The sequence below is a fragment of the Chryseobacterium gotjawalense genome (assembly GCF_030012525.1).
GTDB classification, from domain to species: Bacteria; Bacteroidota; Bacteroidia; order Flavobacteriales; family Weeksellaceae; genus Kaistella; species Kaistella gotjawalense.
Window position 1 is genome coordinate 349,826 of the sequence record NZ_CP124855.1, and the last position, 14,713, is coordinate 364,538.

The 14,713-nt window shown below is 38.2% G+C and carries 15 protein-coding genes; 5 read left to right on the plus strand and 10 right to left on the minus strand.

All coding sequences use genetic code 11. From position 1 onward, the window contains the following. Positions 1-155 precede the first annotated feature (155 nt). The 6 genes from QGN23_RS01520 to QGN23_RS01545 all read right to left on the minus strand — a co-directional run bounded on the left by QGN23_RS01520 (position 156) and on the right by QGN23_RS01545 (position 5,924). The gene (locus QGN23_RS01520) at positions 156-896 is read right to left on the minus strand and encodes an SDR family NAD(P)-dependent oxidoreductase (RefSeq protein ID WP_282905274.1); all 741 of its coding nucleotides are present in this window, start codon (positions 894-896) and stop codon (positions 156-158) included. Between the two features lie 79 nt (positions 897-975). Then, positions 976-1,542: a Crp/Fnr family transcriptional regulator gene (locus tag QGN23_RS01525; RefSeq protein WP_282905275.1), complete on the minus strand. Its 567-nt coding sequence runs from the start codon at positions 1,540-1,542 to the stop codon at positions 976-978. Between the two features lie 471 nt (positions 1,543-2,013). Next, positions 2,014-2,448 carry a cold shock domain-containing protein gene (locus QGN23_RS01530; protein WP_282905276.1) on the minus strand — a complete coding sequence of 145 codons (435 nt, stop codon included), beginning with the start codon at positions 2,446-2,448 and terminating at the stop codon, positions 2,014-2,016. 428 nt (positions 2,449-2,876) lie between these two features. Continuing rightward, positions 2,877-3,428 carry a hypothetical protein gene (locus QGN23_RS01535; protein WP_282905277.1) on the minus strand — a complete coding sequence of 184 codons (552 nt, stop codon included), beginning with the start codon at positions 3,426-3,428 and terminating at the stop codon, positions 2,877-2,879. A gap of 73 nt (positions 3,429-3,501) precedes the next feature. Beyond that, the gene (gene feoB / locus QGN23_RS01540) at positions 3,502-5,676 is read right to left on the minus strand and encodes a ferrous iron transport protein B (RefSeq protein ID WP_282905278.1); all 2,175 of its coding nucleotides are present in this window, start codon (positions 5,674-5,676) and stop codon (positions 3,502-3,504) included. Then, complete coding sequence (locus QGN23_RS01545) at positions 5,673-5,924, minus strand: FeoA family protein (RefSeq protein ID WP_282905279.1); 252 nt, start codon at positions 5,922-5,924, stop codon at positions 5,673-5,675. Before QGN23_RS01545 ends, feoB begins: the two co-directional genes overlap by 4 nt. Positions 5,925-6,348: 424 nt before the next feature. Between QGN23_RS01545 and QGN23_RS01550 the strand changes: the two genes are divergently transcribed. Then, a complete protein-coding gene (locus QGN23_RS01550; RefSeq protein WP_282906422.1) occupies positions 6,349-6,510 on the plus strand; it encodes a T9SS type A sorting domain-containing protein in 162 nt (53 codons plus the stop codon). A gap of 89 nt (positions 6,511-6,599) precedes the next feature. Here QGN23_RS01550 and QGN23_RS01555 read toward each other — a convergent pair whose 3' ends face one another. Beyond that, complete coding sequence (locus QGN23_RS01555; protein WP_282905280.1) at positions 6,600-7,148, minus strand: DUF4256 domain-containing protein; 549 nt, start codon at positions 7,146-7,148, stop codon at positions 6,600-6,602. Between the two features lie 516 nt (positions 7,149-7,664). On the opposite strand from QGN23_RS01555, the gene QGN23_RS01560 reads away from it, so the two are divergent. Beyond that, positions 7,665-9,434 (plus strand): OmpA family protein, encoded by a 1,770-nt coding sequence (locus QGN23_RS01560; protein ID WP_282905281.1) that lies wholly within the window; start codon positions 7,665-7,667, stop codon positions 9,432-9,434. Between the two features lie 229 nt (positions 9,435-9,663). On the opposite strand, the gene QGN23_RS01565 is transcribed toward QGN23_RS01560, so the two are convergent. From QGN23_RS01565 to QGN23_RS01575, 3 genes are all read right to left on the minus strand, one after another. Continuing rightward, on the minus strand, positions 9,664-11,106 hold the full coding sequence (locus QGN23_RS01565; protein ID WP_282905282.1) for an aminoacyl-histidine dipeptidase: 1,443 nt from the start codon (positions 11,104-11,106) through the stop codon (positions 9,664-9,666). An 84-nt stretch (positions 11,107-11,190) separates the two neighbouring features. After that, positions 11,191-11,679 (minus strand): hypothetical protein, encoded by a 489-nt coding sequence (locus QGN23_RS01570; RefSeq protein WP_282905283.1) that lies wholly within the window; start codon positions 11,677-11,679, stop codon positions 11,191-11,193. Positions 11,680-11,710: 31 nt separating this feature from the next. Then, positions 11,711-12,316 (minus strand): LURP-one-related/scramblase family protein, encoded by a 606-nt coding sequence (locus tag QGN23_RS01575; protein WP_282905284.1) that lies wholly within the window; start codon positions 12,314-12,316, stop codon positions 11,711-11,713. A gap of 72 nt (positions 12,317-12,388) precedes the next feature. On the opposite strand from QGN23_RS01575, the gene recR reads away from it, so the two are divergent. The 3 genes from recR to QGN23_RS01590 are packed head-to-tail and all read left to right on the plus strand — an operon-like array spanning position 12,389 to position 14,708. Beyond that, entirely contained in the window at positions 12,389-13,000 is a 612-nt protein-coding gene (gene recR / locus QGN23_RS01580; protein WP_282905285.1) for a recombination mediator RecR, read from the plus strand. A 59-nt stretch (positions 13,001-13,059) separates the two neighbouring features. Continuing rightward, on the plus strand, positions 13,060-13,866 hold the full coding sequence (locus tag QGN23_RS01585; protein WP_282905286.1) for a glycosyltransferase family 2 protein: 807 nt from the start codon (positions 13,060-13,062) through the stop codon (positions 13,864-13,866). Then, positions 13,863-14,708 carry a glycosyltransferase family 2 protein gene (locus tag QGN23_RS01590; protein ID WP_282905287.1) on the plus strand — a complete coding sequence of 282 codons (846 nt, stop codon included), beginning with the start codon at positions 13,863-13,865 and terminating at the stop codon, positions 14,706-14,708. Before QGN23_RS01585 ends, QGN23_RS01590 begins: the two co-directional genes overlap by 4 nt. The last annotated feature ends 5 nt before the right edge of the window (positions 14,709-14,713 follow it).

A 14,713-nucleotide genomic window follows, 5' to 3' on the forward strand; every position in this document is an offset into this window, starting at 1 on the left:
TAAGCTCCGTAAACTACCATTAATAAACGTTTTTTTAGATTCTGTATCGGAAAGTAACCAGTGGTAAAAAAAAATTAACGGGGCCATCTGCCTACCTAAAAAAGAGGTCCGCTAAAAATAGCCAACCTCTTTTTTTGCAATGATACCGCTGCTTTTTACCAAGGAATCCCACCCGTTTCCGGATTGGTTTCCTCACTGAAAAATTCACCGCTGGGACCTTCCTTATCAATCAAAGCATATTTAATGATTCTGTTCGCAGCAACGCCGACTTCGCCACCATTAAAGAAAGAGAAGTCGGTTTTTGTAAGTCCCGGGCAAACCGCATTTACTTTAAAATCCGTCTCCCGTAATTCATACGCCAACTGTACCGTGTACATATTCAAAGCCGCCTTTGATACGGCATATACACCATATTTGGCATAGCTGTAGGCCGGCCATTCCGGGTTAGTCTGTAATGCAAGGGAGCCAACGCTGGTACTCACGTTAACTATTCTGGGGGCCGGAGATTTTCGCAACAGGTCTATAAACATTTTTGTCACCTCCGCTACGCCTATTATATTGGTTTTCAGTGTATTAATATATTCCTCATTGGTGGCTTCAAGAACGGTATAGGGAGCATTACCTCCGTTGATGCCTGCATTGTTGATGAGGACATCCAATACCTCTGTCTTTCTGCCGATTTCTTCACGGGCAGTTTGTACGGATTTTGGATCGGTAACATCGAGTTGTATTGCCTCCATGTGCTTGAATCCTTCTGTTTTTAATCGGTTTACGGCTTCCCGGCCACCTTCTAAACTGCGGCTTCCCAGGAATACGAAAAAACCTTTTTCTAATAGCGTGCGGGCAGTTTCAAAGCCAATCCCTTTGTTCGCTCCTGTAATTAATACGGTTTTCATGTTTTTGTACTGTTTAAATTTCTACTACAAAATTGGGGTATTAAAGAGGAGTGTGGTTTACCAAATGGTAAAAAATAAATTATCGGATATTTTTCCGTATTCTGCTGAGCGATTGTTGCGTTACTCCCAGATAGGAGGCGATATTTGACAAAGGAATTCGATTGACGAGCAAGGGGTAATTTTCCATAAATTCTAAATACCGTGTGGTAGCATCTTGCGAAATTACCGGGCCTTTCCGCGATTTTTGGTGCATACAGAGTTGTACCATTTTATTTTTAATGGGATCCCATCCCGCAATGATAAGGGAGAGTTCTTCCCACTCCTTCCTGGAAAATACAACAAGGCGGCAATCCGTGATGGTTTGAATATACTCGGAAGAGACCGTGTTTGCTTCAAAGTTGACGTAATCACACACCAAACTGTTTTCATTGATAAAACACCGTGTAATTTCTTCCCCCTTATTATTGTAATAACAACCACGAATCACCCCTTCAATTACAAATCCCACCTGCCTTGGAATTTTTCCGGCTTCCGAAAAGTAATCCTCCTTTTTTAATTCCAGTATTTGACCTTTACTGACGATAAGCTCAATTTGCTGCTTCGTGAGAGTTCCAAATTTCAGAAAATATGCAATCATTTCTTCCATTAGGCCAAGTTATAAATAAATCATGAATGAAAATACTATTTGTTTAAGAGCAGGATTCATCGCCTGATTTTTAGAATAAAGTCTTGGGCACTTAAGGGGCTACAAGATTCACTGCAGTAAAGTCTCCTTCATGAGACAGCGGAATTGGAAATAGGAGGAAAACAGCCGTAGTGTCCTCAATGTGATTATGATTATATCAATGCCAAATCGATGTTGAAAGAGCTGAGGATTGATTATACCGCACAGAATACGGTGATTTTTGACCTGAAGAAAACACCGGAAAAAGCGACCTTCCGTTTGCAAACGATTATAAAAAGGAAATAAACATGATTACCTATAATGGACTGCTTCGCTGCGCTCTCGGTCACGCAGATTTTTAGCTCACAATGCCGGATCCGCCTGCAGAAAATTTTGAAGAAGTTAAAAACAGAACAATAAAAAAAGCTTCTTTCGAAGCTTTTTTTTATAGATTTACTTGATTACTTTGATATCTATCGCAGAAAGTCCTTTCGGAGATCTTTCTATTTCAAAGGAGACCTTGTTGCCTTTCTTTACCAATACTTCGCAATTATTGCTGTGGAAGAAAATGTTTTCTTTGTTTTTGTCTTCGGTAATAAAACCATACCCTTTTTCACTTAGAAAGGTAACGATCCCTGATTTAATAGGATTTTCAGCTTCAATGGGTGCTGCACCCAACTGAATATTGCTTACATCAATTTTATTGTCGTTACTTCTGTCAGGAGGGGTGCTTGTAAATTGCCCGTTGACATCGACGTACATAATCATGTCGTCTAAGCCTTTTCCTTTGTCATTGCTTTCTTTGCGCTCCTCACGGCGCATCGCCTTTTCTTTTTGCTTCTGAAGTTTTTTCTTAAAGTTTTCTTTTTTGGAGAAAGAATCCGCCATATATTTTGTTTTAAATTTTTAGATTATCGGATAAGGTACAAAATAAATTGATACGATGCAATATAAATGCTGAATATTAGATTTTTCAGGGGATGGTCAGTCTGCCGGTTTAGTGCATTAAACTATCATGGATAATCGAAAAACCTAATATCCGGTACCGGTAAAAAAATTCTTACTAAAAAAACAAAAGTAATAAGTAGAGGCTTAAAATTATGGTAAATCTAAAAAAGCGATGAGAGAACCAGTTTACCTTTGAGGAGAAAACATTCCGCAGATTTGAAGGATTGAACAGATTTATTTCATTTTTTAAAAACATCAAAATCTGCCAGTTCAGTGGGAGCTATATATAAGGAATAAAACTTCTTCCAGCGTGATCCATTAAATTGTATTTGATATCATTGCTGTATCTCCGTAATTAGTTATAAAGACTATCTCACCTTTTCGAAAAGAAACAGTTTGCCGCCGGAAAATGCATACCGTTGCATGAGATTCCCTTCCAAAACCATCGTTTTGCCCGTAACATCGATGACCGAAATGTAGTTGCTGGAATTGTATTTTAAGTAATTTTCTTTGTTTTTCGTCTGAGGATTTTTACCAAACTCAAATTTGTATTTCACCCAATCTTCTTTTTCGCTCTGGCAATGTACCGGTTGAAATTTCCCTTTATTAGACTTGAATTCGATGACCTCAAAACCTTCTGTGCATTCGCTTTTGAAATTGTTTGCCGGATCACTGTCCTGCGCAAACTGTTCGTAGGTTCCGTTGTAAACACCTACCACTTTCCAGGTTCCGTTTAAACGGTCTTCATTTATTTTTCCATCTGCTTTTTGAACGGCCCAGCTTACGCCTTTTATGGTTCCTTTCACAGCGGAATACCCGATTTTAGCGGTCGTAGTAACGATCTTTGCAGCAGTAGAAACCACGCAGGAAGTGAGTAGAAGACTTAATAAAAGTACCAGTCCGATTTTAATTGTTTTCATAATAGAGGTCTTTATTTGACTGCAATTTACATTAAATTTTGAAGACCTTCGAAATGAAGCAGTTGGAGTTATTCTACGCTAAAAAATGCCAGATTGCCGTGACCACAAAACAAACAGACAATCCATAAATAACGGGCAGAATGGTGGCTACAAAAGTCCATTTTCTGCTGCCGGTTTCTTTGTAAATGGTATAAATGGTCGTGCTGCAGGGATTGTGCAGCAAACTGAAAAGCATCAGATTAACCGCGGTAAGCGTTGTCCATCCCCCGGCCTTTAATAAATGGGCGATTTCTGAATCACTTCCTTCAAACATCACGCCTGCTCCAGCCCCTAAGGCAGTGTTTCCAATGGTTAAAGTGGTCAGCATTAATATCGTTGGAATCACAATTTCGTTGGCAGGAATCGCTACAATGTAAGCCAGCAGGATCACGCCGTTTAAACCGATAAACATTCCGAAAGGGTCTAATCCGGTAATCATCCACAGCGCAATACTTTGATTGCCGACGGTTATATTGGAGATGAGCCAAATTACCGCTCCGGCGGGTGCCGCAAAAACAACGGCTCTCCATAAGACGATTAAAGTCCGGTCAATTAAAGAAGTGTAAACGGTTTGTAAAACATTCGGAGGTCGGTAAGGCGGAAGTTCTAAAGTAAAGAATGACGATTCTCCTTTTAATAAAGTTTTTGATAAAAGCCAGGACGTAAAAAAGGTAAAGGCAATTCCCAAAACTGCAATTCCGATGACGGCCAACATCGAAACGGTGCCCGACCATTGACCCGGAACCAGGACCCCCAGAAAAATGGTTGCAATAATGATCTGAGTAGGCCACCTTCCGTTGCAAAGCGAAAAATTATTGGTGATAATGGCAATCAGTTTTTCCCGCGGACTGTTGATGATTCTGGTGGCAACAACGCCGGCAGCATTACAGCCAAAACCCATACTCATCGTTAAAGCCTGTTTGCCATGAGCGCCGGATTTTTTAAAAATACGATCCAGATTGAAGGCAACTCTTGGTAAATAACCGAAGTCTTCCAGCAAAGTGAATAAGGGAAAGAAAATAGCCATTGGCGGCAACATGACGGCCACGACCCAGGCGGTACCAAGATAAACTCCATCCACCAGAAAACCACTGAGCCACCACGGAAAGTTCAGGCTGACGGCACCGTTTTTCAGAACCGGATGAATGGTATCTAATAATAAGGATGCCAGCATTTGGGAAGGATAATTAGACCCTACAATGGTAATCCAGAGAATAACGCCTAACAGTAAAAACATAATAGGAAAGCCCCAGATCCGATGCGTCACAACATGATCAATGGCTCTGTCGACCCGAAACGAACGTTTGGACTGATCAGAGGAAACAGAATCTTTAACCAGCTGCGCCGATCGGGCATAAATGCTTTCTACCAGGTCATTTCGATAGGTATCGCCCAGTTCAATCCGTAAATTATCAGCGGTTTCTAAAACAGGATTCAAATTCTGCCGGGATATTGCAGCAGAAAGCCGCCCTTCCCTTAATCCGGCAATAATGCTTTCATCATCTTCCAGTAAGCGGATGGCAAGCCAGTGGGCATTTGGTAAATCGGGATCTAAGTGAGCTAACAGGCTTTCGATTTCAGAAACGGCTTTTCCGCTTTGAGCAGATAATGCAAACGAATGGTGTCGAGCTGTTATGAAACTTCCGTTGGCAACCTGTTTAATTGCTGGTAAAAGTGCCGGGATTCCTTCCTTGGAACGCGCACTGGTTTCCACCACGGGAATACCTAAATCTTTTGATAAAGTTCGTACATCAATTGAGATTTCATGGCGCCGAGCTTCATCCATTAAATTGAGACAAAGTACTGCTTTATCGGTGATTTGTAAAATTTGTAAAACCAAGCTCAGATTTCTTCGCAAACGGCTTGCATCCACGACCACAACAGTAACGTCGGGCTGCCCGAATAAAACAAAATCTCTGGCAACCTCCTCGTCTTCTGAAGTCGATAAAAGCGAATAAGTCCCGGGTAAATCGACGATTTTATAGTGATCGTCCTGATAAGAAAAACTCCCTTCAGCGCGGACTACCGTTTTGCCGGGCCAGTTTCCGGTATGTTGTTTTAAACCGGTCAATGCATTAAAAACGGTGCTTTTTCCTGTATTGGGATTTCCAGCCAGTGCAACCGTATAATCTGAATTTCCCGCGGAAAAACCCATTTTCCTGAGTTCCGCAGAAGGATTTAATTCACAGGTATCGCATGCTGTTTTCATACGGTTGCTTTTAATTCGATTAAAACGTTTCGTGCATCTTCATTTCGCAGGGAAATTAAGGTATCGTGAATGCTGTAGGCAACAGGGTTTCTGAGCGGACTGATCGTCTGAACGGTAATCTCTGACCCCCGGACGAAGCCCAAATCGAGCAGCCGCTGCCTGACTTCGCGGCTACAGTCCGGTGAGAGACCGATGATAACGGCGATTTGATCTTTTTTTAATAGTCCTAAATTGTTACTTGATTCCATCCTGTTTTTTAATGTTTCTACTGCTCATTAGAAATGCTAAACTACGAAATTAGATTAACCTAACAATATGTTTATGTGAATCTAACAAGTTTGAAGGTTTTTTGAGATAGTGATGGTTTTATACAAATTGGGCCTTTTCCAATAAAAAGAATCCAGTACACAACAAAATAAACACGTGGACATTCTGCATGCTCCTTCATGGCAACGTGTACTGTATGCTGACTTATAAGGTAGAAGGGTGGTTGTATAATGAAAAGATGTCAATCTTTCCTGAATTGATTGATGAAACGACTAGTAACAGAGTTTCGATAATCTTTCATGGACTTGTTATGCACGGCTTGCAACTGATGAGGGAACGGTTAAAAATCAAAAAATTACGGTATATCCAAACCCTGTAAAAAACAACCAGTTTTTCATCAGCGGAATCGATAAAAATGAAACCGTAAAAGTTTATAGTTTGAATGGACAGTTGTTACAAACCATCAATAACGTGAATGACAAAGAAAAAGTGAATCTTAAAAAACTTCCAAAAGGAGTCTATTTTATGACCACAAAAACACAGTCTGCTAAAATTATCGTCGACTAATTCAGGAACTTCCTGATTGGAATTAGCGCAAATAGCAAGGCCGGAAGAATTTTCTTCCGGCCTTTTTGTAGGTAAACTGACAGAAAAACTCAAACCCTTAAAACTCCCCGAAATCCTCTGGCAGCATAATAAGATTCAGCACCGTTATGATAAATAAAAACAGTATCATATCGAAAATCTGCAAACAGAGCCCCGCCGGACTTCCTGATTGTTTCCGGCGTTTTCAGCCAGCTCGAAGTTTTGGTGTCAAATGTTCCGAGTTTTTGTAATTCCCGGTATTGCCCTTCATTTAGGATTTCAATGCCCATCGATGCTGCGGCATCAACAGCATTGTTTTTTGGCTTGTGTTCCTTTCTTTGATCGAGCGCTGCTTTGTCATAGCAAAAACTTCTGCGGCCTTTCGGACTTTCGGCGGCACAGTCATAAAAAAGATATTCTCCGGATTTAGGGTCAACTCCGACCACGTCAGGTTCGCCACCGCTGTTTTCCATCTGGAGTAATGATTCGCATTTCTTTGAATTTTTGGAAAGTTTATTTTGGATATTTTCCCATTTCAAACCTCGGTGCCGATTGATATTTGACTCAAAACGTTCCTTTAAAATCTGGAAAAGTTCAGCATAATTGTTTTTTGCAGCCATATTTTTTTTGATGTTTAATTTTTGATGTATTAATTTTTTCAATTGAATATCAATTCTTTAATGCTGTGCACTTTTTTTACTCCTTAAAATTACGATGTTTTTTGCTTTGTTGTGAATTGAATTAAACGGTAAGTTTATTTCTACGTGTTTTGAGTTTTTTTTGATTCCGTTCAATGAATTCCTTTTCGCAGTCGGAAGAATTTTATTGGCAAATCCGGCAGTCATTAATAAGGTTTTTCCGTTAATATATCTGAATTTTTCTTAAACTTTTTTGGTGTTTTTTGATAATGCTGCTGTTGGTCGATTTAAAGAGTCGTTCATCTATTTACTGTTTCAGGTTTGAAAAAATTATTTGAAAATTTACCCTGTCAAATTAAGCAACTTTGAAATAAGCCGATCTCTACTTTCTGTAAAATAAAGTAGCAAAGCATCTGCCGAATTTGTTGATAAAATTTTGAATCAAGATGCAATTTCTACTTTGTCTTCAATTAATAAATAACCATTAATTAGTACAAAATGAAACATTTAAAATTAGCCAGTCTCTTATTTCTAATAGGAATTTGTAGACAAATGCCAGCCCAAACAGGAAGTCCAATACCCAATTCATCCCCCGCAGATAATTCTGGTGTAAGGGTTTCGCTGAGAGCAGGTTATGATTTTCCTACTTTTAGACATGATACTCCGTTTATAGATCTTAAAGGCGGATTTGGAGCAGGTGCTTCTTTAGATTATTACTGGAATTGGTTCGGTATCGGTGGAGATTTTGATTATATTCAAAACAAACCGAGAAATACATTTCCAACCGTAAATTTAATTACGGCTTCCGAACAACCGATTAGTTCGGTAATTCTAGATGAACATAGAATTACCCGTTTATTTTACGGAATAGGTCCCGATTTCCGATTTCTGATCAGTCCAAGATCTGATTTTGAACTCAAGTTAAGAGCGGGATTGTCTTCTATAAAAGGCGGAGAAACGAGATTGACGGGATTTGATAATTCACCTGCAAATCCGGGCGGTATCCTGCTGAATTACCATGGTGGATTCGATGAACAAAGTGTTTTTGCAGGCAAAGCTTCTTTGCAGTTTAATATTTTCTTTAGCAATAATGTAGGTTTTACCGTCGGTGGTTATTACATGAACCATTTCAGAACATTCGATGCGAGAAACACCGCATTAAATGTCACTGATGCATTCTACGATATTAACCCATCAAGTGGAGCTCCTATTGTGATCAGTCCTGCTAATTTTGTACAAAGGGTACAACCTGAGAAAAGATCTTTGCAGTCGTTTGGTATTTTTGCAGGTCTGGTATTCAAATTTAATAAAAAAACAGAACAAGTTATAGCCGAACCTACCTCCTTGGAATGTGTCGTTACGGTGATGGCGAAAGATAAATATTCACAAAAAGCAATTCCGAACACCGACATAATTTTGCTGGATGAACATGGAAATACCATACAAAATGGAGTCACTGATCAAGATGGCTCAATCACTTTCTCTTCGGTTGTAAAAGGAAATTACATGATTACCGGAAATTATCAGGGAAGAGATCTGAACGGAAATATGATTGATATTTCTGAGTTTGGTAACTGTACCAGTGGTGGTATTACAAAAGAAATTTTGCTGGTCAATGATCGCTTTACGGTAATGGGTACCGCGACCGACTGTAAAACAGCTGAACCTATAGGTAATGCAATGATAATGGTGAAAAATAACAGCTCCGGATATGTAGAAACAGTAAATACCGACCTTAATGGTGGATTTAGTTTCACTGCTATGCCGCAAACTTCTTACACGGTCTATGGTAAAAAATCAGACTTTATGTCGCAAACGGTAACATTAAATACGAATGATTATACCTTGAGCGACTCGCAGACGATTCCAATGCAGATTTGTATGGATAAAGCGGGCTGTAATGATTCTATTATTCTCAAAAATATTCTTTACGATTTCGATAAATCCTTCATTCGGGAAGATGCCAAACCCGAACTCAACAGACTCGTACAGTTTATGAAAGATAATAGCGAAGCGAAGGTTGAACTGTCTGCATATACCGATTCGAGGGGATCAAATGCTTATAATATGAAACTTTCTCAACGAAGAGCTGAAAGCGCCGTAGAATATATTATTTCACGGGATATCAGCAGATCCAGATTGGTTGCGAAAGGATATGGTGATACCCACCTGCTCAATAAATGTGCAAAGGGCGTTCCTTGTACAGAAGCAGAGCACCAAGTCAACAGACGTACACAGATGAAAGTGATTTGTCCTAATGCAAAATAAGTTCTGTTTCAGACCGCATCAAAAATCTTGATGCGGTTTTTTTTTAATTCCTCTAATCTATTTCTTCCCTTTTCAGTATTGAGGTTTGATTTAAAAGTTCTCAATCCATAAAAAGAACTTTTTAGCACATTTCAAAGGTAATATGGGTTACGCTTTTGTGAGATAAAGTATAAAAAAAACCAAATACGGCTTGCGTATTTGGTTTTTATAACTATTGATGATCTTATTTTTATTTCACCGGAATATTCGCTAAAATTTCTTTTAAGAATCCCCAGAATTTCTGAACGGAAGGAATATTCGCTCTCTCATCCGGAGAGTGCGCTCCGCGGATTGTTGGTCCGAAACTCACCATTTCCATGTCGGGATAATTGGCACCGATAATTCCGCATTCTAAACCGGCGTGGCAAGCCACCACCTGGGGTTTTTCACCGAAATCTTTTTCGTAGATTTTCTCCATAATCTGTACGATTTCAGAACCTGGTTTTGGTTTCCAGCCAGGATAAGAACCGCTGAATTCTACGTCCATTCCGGCTAGTTCGTAAACAGATTTCAATTGTTCAGCCACGGCAAATTTTCCCGATTCAACGGAAGAACGGGAAAGATTTAAAATTTGTAATGCTCCATTTTCCAGTTGTACTCTGGCGATATTGTTTGATGTTTCTACCAAATCTTTCACGTCGGGCGACATTCTGTAAACGCCGTTGTGAGCTGATTTTAAAGCTAGAATTATTTTCCTGGAATCTTCTTCAGAAATTGCTTGCTCCGGAGTTGAATAAGTTTCGATATTGAGGTGTAAATCCTTTTCTACAGAAGAGAATTCCTCCATAATAGAAGCTTTCAGAATTTCAGCACCTTCAATAAATTCCACTGAGTTCCGCACTGATAAAACCACGTTTCCCTCTCTGGGAATGGCATTTCGCAGACCTCCGCTGTCTATGGAAATTAACTGAATGTTTTGGTTGTAAACGCCGGTATATAAAAGTCTTCCCAAAAGAACGTTCGCATTTCCGAAACCTTTGTGGATATCCATTCCGGAATGGCCACCTTGTAGCCCTTTTACTTCTATTTTTACTATTTGTCCTTTAGGATCTTCTACACCGTAAGTTTGCGAAGCGGTGACATCTACGCCACCAGCGCAGCCGATATCGATTTCGTCATCTTCTTCGGTATCTAAATTCAATAAAATTTGACCTTGCAACTGTCCCGGTTTCAATCCGATCGCGCCGGTCATTCCTGTTTCCTCGTCAATGGTAAAAAGCGCTTCCAAAGCAGGATGAGCAATGTCGCTGCTTTCTAAAATACTCATGATGGAGGCGACACCCAATCCGTTATCAGCTCCTAAAGTTGTTCCTTTTGCTTTTACCCAATCACCATCAACTTCCATTTTGATTCCTTCCGTGTCGAAATCAAATTCGATATCATTATTTTTCTGGCAAACCATATCGAGGTGAGACTGCAAAACAATAGATTTTCTGTTTTCCATGCCCGCCGTTGCAGGTTTTTTGATGATCACATTGCCAACTTCATCAACCGTAGTTTCTAAATTCAGCTGCTCACCAAAGTTTTTAATAAATGCGATTACTTTTTCTTCTTTTTTCGAGGGACGGGGAACCGAGTTCAATGCTGAAAAATTCTTCCAGATGATCTGCGGTTCGAGTTGTGATAATTCCATTTTATAATTTATTTAGCTCAAAATTACAAATAAAAAAACGCTCCTGAAATTTTCAAAAGCGCAATAGTTTAATTTTAAGACTATTTAACAGCCGCATTCTCCGTAAATCGGCGTGACTGTTTTCTCACCTTTTTTATTTTCTACGGTCATCGTTCCTTCAAACATCATCACTTCTTCTAAGTCTTTTATTTTTTTTCCCTGAATGGTTATCGAAAATTCATCATTCTTAATGGTTTTGCTAAAGTTTTCAGGATCAAAATCACCTTCTTCCATTTTGATTTTTACGGATTTTCCGTCAATTTTCAAAAACGCACTGTTTCCGTAATCGTCAATATAAACGTATTTTTCATTGTTAAAGTCTTCTTTTGTTTTAGAAAAATAGCAGGAGCAGCCATTGACTTCGGCGGGAAAATCGAATGTTTCGAGCTTGATATGGTTTAAAGTTTCCGGTATATTTACAGAATCATTTACGACCTGTAAAGAGTCGGTAGTTACTTTGTTTTCCGAAATTTTCTCTTCTTTCTTGCAGGAAAACAACATTATTAAAGAAGCGATAATCATCAGTTTTTTCATTCGGTCTATTTTTTATTAAAGTTTATTTATTTTATCCGCGTGATCTTTCCAGCAAAACCATCATTAAAAAAGACAAAACAACCAACGATTCGTCCTGGTCATCGATGTCTTTTAAACGGTCAAGCTGAAATCTTCTTCCAATGAAAGAAGGCATTTTTTTTAATCGGAAATATTCTGTTCCGCCGGCATCTTTTACCGTGTAGGAAGGATTGAGGAAATATCCGGTGAACATGCCGATAATTGGGATTTCGCTCACCAGTCCGTCCATAATTTTCACCCAGGCATTGTCTTCGCTAACAGAGAATTTGAGGTGATCATTGTCATCAAAAATTTCATAATGCGATTTCCAGAAAGAGCGCATTCCTTTTCTGGCGAGCCGGCCGTAATTTTTATGGGTCAAAAGATCGTTGATGGAATAACTGGCATTGAAATCTAACCAGCGGTCGGCCTTTATTCTAAACAGTTCCTGCGATTTGGATTCGTCATTGAAGACGAGAACATCTTCTTTGAGTTTGAACATTTTCTGGCGAACGTAAGCTACATAATTTCCATTTTTATCGGTAATGTTAAAATCACTGGACAAAGTGGTTATTTTAAATTTAAAATCAAGAGGGTAATTCAGATTTTTAAGGACCATTTATTATTTTTTTTAAAGATAATAAAATCTCTGAAACTTGGAACTTCTCTTATTAAACTTTATTTTTGTGAAATGGATTATCCGAGCAAAGTTTTAGCAAAAGCCGTGGATGAAATTTCTGGTTTACCGGGAATTGGTAAAAAGTCAGCCTTGCGGTTAGCTTTGCATCTTTTGAAACAGCCCGAAAGTCAGGCAATTGCTTTGGCTGATTCCCTGAAAAAATTAGTCATCGATATTAAATACTGCATAAATTGTCATAATTTTTCGGATGCTGAAATCTGTGAAATTTGTGCTAATCCCAAAAGAACAGAAGAATTACTTTGTGTTGTAGAAGATGTCCGAGATGTGATGGCGATTGAGAATACCGGGAAATTCCGGGGAAAATATCTGGTGCTTGGCGGAAAAATTTCTCCAATGGAAGGAATTGGTCCTAATAAACTCAACATTTCGTCCATCGAAAAAAAATTGGAAAACGGAATTGTAAAAGAACTCATTTTTGCCTTAAGCGCCACCATGGAAGGCGATACCACCGCCTATTATATCTATAAAAAATTCAAAAGTTCACCCGTACGTTTTTCGACCATAGCACGTGGGATTTCGGTAGGTGACGAATTAGAATACGCCGACGAAATTTCTTTGGGAAGATCGATTCAGAATAGATTGCCTTATAATGAGAAAGATTAAGTTAAAAACTAATTTCTTATTTTAGCCATTGATATTTTTAATTTTAAGATTTAAAACGCGTGATCTCTGTAATAATTCCTGTCTATAATTCCGAAAAAAGCATTGAAAAAACTTTTATCTCGATAAAAAATCAAACTTGGAAAGGAGATTTTGAAATTATTGTTGTGAATGATGGATCTACCGATGACAGCAAAACTGTCATTGAAAATTACCAGCAAAAAAATCCTGATCAGAATATTATTTTAATGAACCAGGAAAACGGTGGCGTTTCCAAAGCGAGAAATACAGCTATGAAAATCGCAAAAGGGGATTACATCGCTTTATTAGATTCTGATGATGAATGGTTGCCCGAAAAGACTGAGAAGCAGATGAGATTTTTGGAAAACAAAGATTTTGATGTTGACTTTCTTGGAACGAGAAGAATAAATCATCAATTGCTTTATCCTTATAAAGTGGATCAAAATAATCTGTCAGAAATTACTTTTCGAAGATTAATGTTCCGAAATGAAACACAGCCTTCCACCGTTATTTTTAAACGAAAGGTTTTGCAAAATAGTGGTTTGTTTGATGATAATCAGAGACATGCTGAGGATTTGAATTATTGGTTAAAGATTTCCGAACACAATAAAATGTATATTTTAAATGAAGAGCTTCTTCTTGCTGATTCTGGAAAAAGATCTTTCGGCATCTCGGGTTTATCTGCAAATCTCGCAGCAATGGAAAAGGGTTTCCAAAAAAATTTAAAGGAAATGTTGTTGCAGAATCGGATAGGATTTCCCGAATATGCTTTATATTTTGTGTTTTATAAATTAAAATATATGGTTAGAATAAATCGTAATGCTTATTTAAAGCTAATTGGAAGATGAATTTATCTATTATTATCGTTAATTATAATGTTACAGAATTATTAAGGAAATGCCTTTCCTCAATAGAACGTTTTGTTCAGAGTGTTGAATATGAAGTTATTATCATTGATAACAATTCTCCTGATTCCTCCTGGAAAGATTTAGCAACTGAATTTCCAAAGTTCAAATTTATTGCTTCAGAAAAAAATGAAGGTTTTGCGATTGCTAATAATAAAGCGGTCAAAGAAGCAGTAGGAGATTATATTCTCTTACTTAATCCCGATACCGAATTCGAAGATTACGATATGACGGAAATTCTTGATTTTGCGAATTCCAAAGAAAGTTTTGGTTGTTTGGGTGTTCGTCTGCATGATGCGGAAAGAAAATTTCTTCCGGAAAGCAAACGGTCAGTTCCTGATATGTTTAATTCTTTTGAGAAACTATTCAACAATTTTAAGAAAAACACGTCAAAATCCTATTATAGAAATGATATTGGCGAATATGAAGTTGCAGAAGTAGATGTGGTAACCGGTGCGTTCCTTTTGATGAAAAAATCGATTTATGAAGAAATCGGTGGCTTAGATGAAAAGTACTTCATGTATGGAGAAGATATCGATCTGTGTTTTACCTTACTTAGGAAAAAATATAAAAACTGGTATTACGGAAAATCTTCAATACTGCATCACAAAGGGGAGAGTACAGTAAAAGATCTGAAATATTTAGAGCAATTTTATGGTGCGATGCAGATTTTTGTTGATAAATATTATAAAAAACAAAAACCAATACAACATGGTTTCCTTTCAGCAGGATTGAAATTAAGACATACCTTAGAGAAAAACAAAATAAAAAGAGATTCAAATTAATGAAT

Bases quoted from the DNA above. Each gene is read 5' to 3' on its own strand.
- QGN23_RS01520 (WP_282905274.1), bottom strand. From the start codon at position 896: ATGAAAACCGTATTAATTACAGGAGCGAACAAAGGGATTGGCTTTGAA.
- QGN23_RS01525 (WP_282905275.1), bottom strand. From the start codon at position 1,542: ATGGAAGAAATGATTGCATATTTTCTGAAATTTGGAACTCTCACGAAG.
- QGN23_RS01530 (WP_282905276.1), bottom strand. From the start codon at position 2,448: ATGGCGGATTCTTTCTCCAAAAAAGAAAACTTTAAGAAAAAACTTCAG.
- QGN23_RS01535 (WP_282905277.1), bottom strand. From the start codon at position 3,428: ATGAAAACAATTAAAATCGGACTGGTACTTTTATTAAGTCTTCTACTC.
- feoB (WP_282905278.1), bottom strand. From the start codon at position 5,676: ATGAAAACAGCATGCGATACCTGTGAATTAAATCCTTCTGCGGAACTC.
- QGN23_RS01545 (WP_282905279.1), bottom strand. From the start codon at position 5,924: ATGGAATCAAGTAACAATTTAGGACTATTAAAAAAAGATCAAATCGCC.
- QGN23_RS01555 (WP_282905280.1), bottom strand. From the start codon at position 7,148: ATGGCTGCAAAAAACAATTATGCTGAACTTTTCCAGATTTTAAAGGAA.
- QGN23_RS01560 (WP_282905281.1), top strand. From the start codon at position 7,665: ATGAAACATTTAAAATTAGCCAGTCTCTTATTTCTAATAGGAATTTGT.
- QGN23_RS01565 (WP_282905282.1), bottom strand. From the start codon at position 11,106: ATGGAATTATCACAACTCGAACCGCAGATCATCTGGAAGAATTTTTCA.
- QGN23_RS01570 (WP_282905283.1), bottom strand. From the start codon at position 11,679: ATGAAAAAACTGATGATTATCGCTTCTTTAATAATGTTGTTTTCCTGC.
- QGN23_RS01575 (WP_282905284.1), bottom strand. From the start codon at position 12,316: ATGGTCCTTAAAAATCTGAATTACCCTCTTGATTTTAAATTTAAAATA.
- recR (WP_282905285.1), top strand. From the start codon at position 12,389: ATGGATTATCCGAGCAAAGTTTTAGCAAAAGCCGTGGATGAAATTTCT.
- QGN23_RS01590 (WP_282905287.1), top strand. From the start codon at position 13,863: ATGAATTTATCTATTATTATCGTTAATTATAATGTTACAGAATTATTA.